The 3,911-nt window shown below is 69.1% G+C and carries 3 protein-coding genes and 1 pseudogene; 1 reads left to right on the top strand and 3 read right to left on the bottom strand.

Going from position 1 to position 3,911, the window contains the following annotated elements; translation table 11 throughout:
- Positions 1-607: 607 nt before the first annotated feature.
- The gene (locus tag AC07FK_RS34035; protein WP_479108766.1) at positions 608-1,474 is read right to left on the bottom strand and encodes a HEAT repeat domain-containing protein; all 867 of its coding nucleotides are present in this window, start codon (positions 1,472-1,474) and stop codon (positions 608-610) included.
- Positions 1,475-1,762: 288 nt separating this feature from the next.
- Between AC07FK_RS34035 and AC07FK_RS34040 the strand changes: the two genes are divergently transcribed.
- Positions 1,763-2,452, top strand: a complete 690-nt coding sequence (locus AC07FK_RS34040; protein ID WP_479108767.1) for a ribonuclease H family protein — start codon at positions 1,763-1,765, stop codon at positions 2,450-2,452.
- An 85-nt stretch (positions 2,453-2,537) separates the two neighbouring features.
- Here the strand turns inward: AC07FK_RS34040 and AC07FK_RS34045 are convergent, their stop codons facing one another.
- A complete protein-coding gene (locus AC07FK_RS34045) occupies positions 2,538-2,708 on the bottom strand; it encodes a hypothetical protein (protein WP_479108768.1) in 171 nt (56 codons plus the stop codon).
- Between the two features lie 200 nt (positions 2,709-2,908).
- Positions 2,909-3,724 (bottom strand): annotated as a pseudogene (locus AC07FK_RS34050) (PP2C family protein-serine/threonine phosphatase); the annotation flags it as partial.
- Positions 3,725-3,911 lie beyond the last annotated feature (187 nt).

Below are 3,911 nucleotides of genomic sequence, written 5' to 3' on the forward strand. Positions count from 1 at the left end.
CGGTCAGGCCCCCACCCTCCGAATACCTCACCTCACCGGCATACCGCAGGGATCATGAACCGTCACTACCCGACGACAACCCGAAAACCTCAGTAGTCGGATGGTGCACCGTCGTGTACGAGGAGGCACCCGCTGCCTTGAACTGGAGACTCACCGTGCGGCCCGCGTACCCATGGCACGTGTGGGTGTCCCAGTTCGCCCGTGTGAGCAGCCCGGTAACGATGATCGTCTTTCCTGTGGCGACCGGCTCCGTCGAGGCGTTGACAGTGACGCGTGCGGCCCGCATGAGCTGCAATGGGAGGTTCTCGTCGTCGGTGTCGTGGGCGTCATCGGCGAGGAAGAACCGAGCAGCGGTTCCCCCGGTGCCGACATCCTGTCTATGAAGTCAAGGTGCTGCGGGTCGATGTACATCCATTCTACGAAGTCGCCGACTCCGTTCGCCCTGTCTACGACCTTGCAGTCGCTGGTCTCGATGGCGCTGTGCAAGGTTTCCCCCGAGTCGGGCTTTTCCCCCCGGTAGGGGAACACCGTCGGCCCGGAGTCGTATTTGAGCCTGGTCGTCATTCGGAAGGTTCGGCCAGATGATTGATTCCAAGGGGGCCAGTGGTCAATCCGACTCTCGGACCGCCTCTACCGCCTCCCGGACGTCGGCGCACGGGTCGTTTGCGAGAGTGTCCAGCAGCTCGGCGACCCCAGGGGTGGACCAGCGGGCGATCGCCCACACCAACTCCTCCCGCACGCTGGAGTCGGGATGGGCGGCAAACCGGGTCAGCTGGGCCAGCGGGCCCCGTCGGCCCCGCACGCTGGAGTCGGGATGGGCGGCAAACCGGGTCAGCTGGGCCAGCGGGCCCCGTCGGCGCATTCCGAACCAGTGCAGTGCCTCCCGCAGCACAGCCGGGTCTCCAAGGTCGCCGGCCGCCGTGACTCGGGCGAGCAGCACCCTGGCTGGTGGCGGCGGACCGTCCAGCGGGTGCGGCAACCGCTCCCGCAGACGCTGCGCCCCGTACCCGCCGCGCACCCGGCAGCCGAAGCAGGTGCAGGGGCGGACGCCGTGCGCGTTTGGCTGGTACCGCCATCCCACCACCTGTGGCACCGGGCGGATCCGGTGCACTTCACGTGGCCGGATTGCCCGGGGCACGAACACCTCCCAGCCGCACGGATCGTCCAGTGCGGTGATCCGCCGCACTGCCTCGACCGCTGGAACGGTGGCCTGAGCATCCTGCGACCGGTCCGCGTAGCGCCCGACCAGCATCTGCTGGTCGTCGTCCAGTCGTACATGGACGGCCACGAGCCCTCCCCGGCTGCCGAAACGGGCCAACTCACGCAGCCACTGATGAGTGAGGGTGTACGACGGCAGTACCGGAAAGCAGTACACGCCGCGCGTACCGCCCTGTCGGGAACCCGCGGCACGGATCCCGGACCGCCGGATGCGCGGCGCGTTCGCCGCCGAGGTCACGTGCACGAACATCGCCATGACCGGATGCTAGATGAACGGTCCCGAGGCATCCGCGGCGTATGAGAAGAGCGCCACCGCAGATGAACGTGGCGCAGGATCGCCGTCTGCCGCATGGATCCACTGCGGTACTGGGCGCGCTGATCCCGGCCGGCTGGGCGTCCTCGTCACCACGCTGTCACGCCGGCGTAGCCGCCGAGGTGACGTCAACGGGCCGAACAGCCGATGGCTGTACGTCCGCTGCGCCGATGTTGCGCGTTGGTGTGGTCCGGTGACGGGGGCGTGCGGGGTTCGTGGCAGCATCGGGGGATGGTTCAGCGAGTGGTTGCCGCGTGTGACGGGGCGTCGAAGGGAAATCCGGGGCCTGCGGCCTGGGGGTGGGTCATCGCCGATGCGGAGGGTGACGTCGGGCGGTGGCAGTCGGGTCCGTTGGGTAAGGCGACCAACAATGTGGCTGAGTTGACGGCGTTGCGGGAGCTGTTGGAGGCCACCGATCCGGCCGTGCCGCTGGAGGTGCGGATGGACTCTCAGTACGCGATGAAGGCGGTGACGACATGGCTGCCGGGGTGGCGCCGCAAGGGGTGGAAGACGGCCGCGGGCACGCCGGTGGCGAACCGGGATCTGGTGGTGGCCATCGATGCGCTGTTGACCGGTCGAGTGGTGGAGTTCGTCTATACGCCGGCCCACCAGGTCGATGGTGACCGGCTGAACGCCGCGGCCGACCGGGCGGCCAGTCACGCGGCTCGTACGCAGCAAGCGGCGGGCTCTGACGCGGGATGTGCTCTGCCGCCGATCGAGACGGGCGTACGGCCCCTTGCAGCGGCTCGGGCCCGTCGGCCGGCGCAGCGGTCTCGGGCCGGCGGCTCGGCGGGTGGTTCGGTCAAGGCCCGGTTCGCCGGCCGCTGCCGCTGCGGGCGGCCGTACGCGAAGGGTGAGACGATCGTGAAGAACCCTGAGGGCTGGGGCCACGGTTCCTGCGCCGTCGAGACCCCCGAGTAGACCAGGGGGCGTCCACGGGCGACCGCACTCTGGGTGTGAGCAGTTGAGGTCCTGGAAAGGGCTGATCTCCTGCGCTCCGGCGCAGTCAGTCGTGACGGGTGAACTTGACTTCCGAGACCAACCGGATGACGACCAGGGCGGGAATGAGCACCAGGGGGTCCCCCGGGATCACGCCCCGGAGCAGTCCGCCCAGCACCGCTCCGGCGACGGATCCTGCGGCCGGGACCGCGGTGAAGCGGAGGTTGGTGCCCAGCACCGCGAAGATGCCGTCACGGCTCTAGCGGGCGAACGCGACCAGCATCGTGGGCTTCCGAGTCCCGCGAGCTGCTTGCGCTGGTGCTCGCTCAGCCGGTGCGCCTGCTGCGGGTGCGCAAGAACGTCGCCAACGCGCGGGGCGGCCGGGGGCTGGGCGTTCGGCACATCCCCGGGGCCTGGGATGGGCCCGGTCTGTTGTGTCTATCGGCTGCGCAGGAGCAGCAGGGCGATGTCGTCCGTGCTCGGGTGGTGTTGAAGGCCGGCGTGGTGGAGGAGGCTGTCGGCCAGGGCGTCGAGCGGCTGGTCACCGGTTTGGGTGAGGTGGTTGGCGAGGTCGGTGATGGAGTCGGTGATGTCGGTGTCGGGAGTTTCCACGAGGCCGTCGGTGTAGAGAGCGAGGAGGGATCCCGCCGGCAGGGGGAGAGTGGTGACGGGGTAGTCGGCTTCGGTGCACGTGCGGATGCCGAGCAAGGGGCCGGGCTCCACGTCGAGTGCGACGGTGTGCGGTGCGGGGGCGGGGTGGCGGAGCAGTGGGGGCGGGTGTCCTGCGCTGGCCAGGTGGAGCCGTCGTTCGGCGAGGTCGATGTGGATGTACAGGCAGGAGACGAACAGGTCGGTTTCGAGGTCCATCAGGACGCGGTTGGTGCGGGCCAGAACTTCGCCGGGCAGTGCGCCGGCGGTGGCGTGGACGGCGGTGCGTACCTGGCCCATGAGGGCTGCGGCGTTGATGTTGTGGCCTTGCACGTCGCCGATGACGGCTGCGGCGGTGGTGTCGCTGAGGCGGATCAGGTCGTAGAAGTCGCCGCCGATGTCGATGCCGTGGGCGGCCGGCAGGTAGCGGGCGGCGACGGCGAGGTGGGGGACGGGCGGCAGGGTCGCCGGGAGGAGGGCCTGCTGGAGGCCGTGGGCGAGGTCGTGTTTGGCGTCGTACAGCAGCGCACGGTCCATGGCCTGGGCGATGAGCCCGGCGAGTGACACAAGGACGGCGCGCTCGCTCGCGCTGAAGGTGTGTGGGTGGGCTAGGGCCTGTGTGAGGTTGTGATCAGTCGGCGGGTTTCAGGAGGTCGTCGATCCAGATCATGGCGGCGCGGAGGTGGAGCCCGGCGAGGTACTGAGGTTTTCGGGTTGTCGTCGGGTAGTGACGGTTCATGATCCCTGCGGTATGCCGGTGAGGTGAGGTATTCGGAGGGTGGGGGCCTGACCG

Source organism: Streptomyces sp. NPDC046122 (assembly GCF_056429965.1).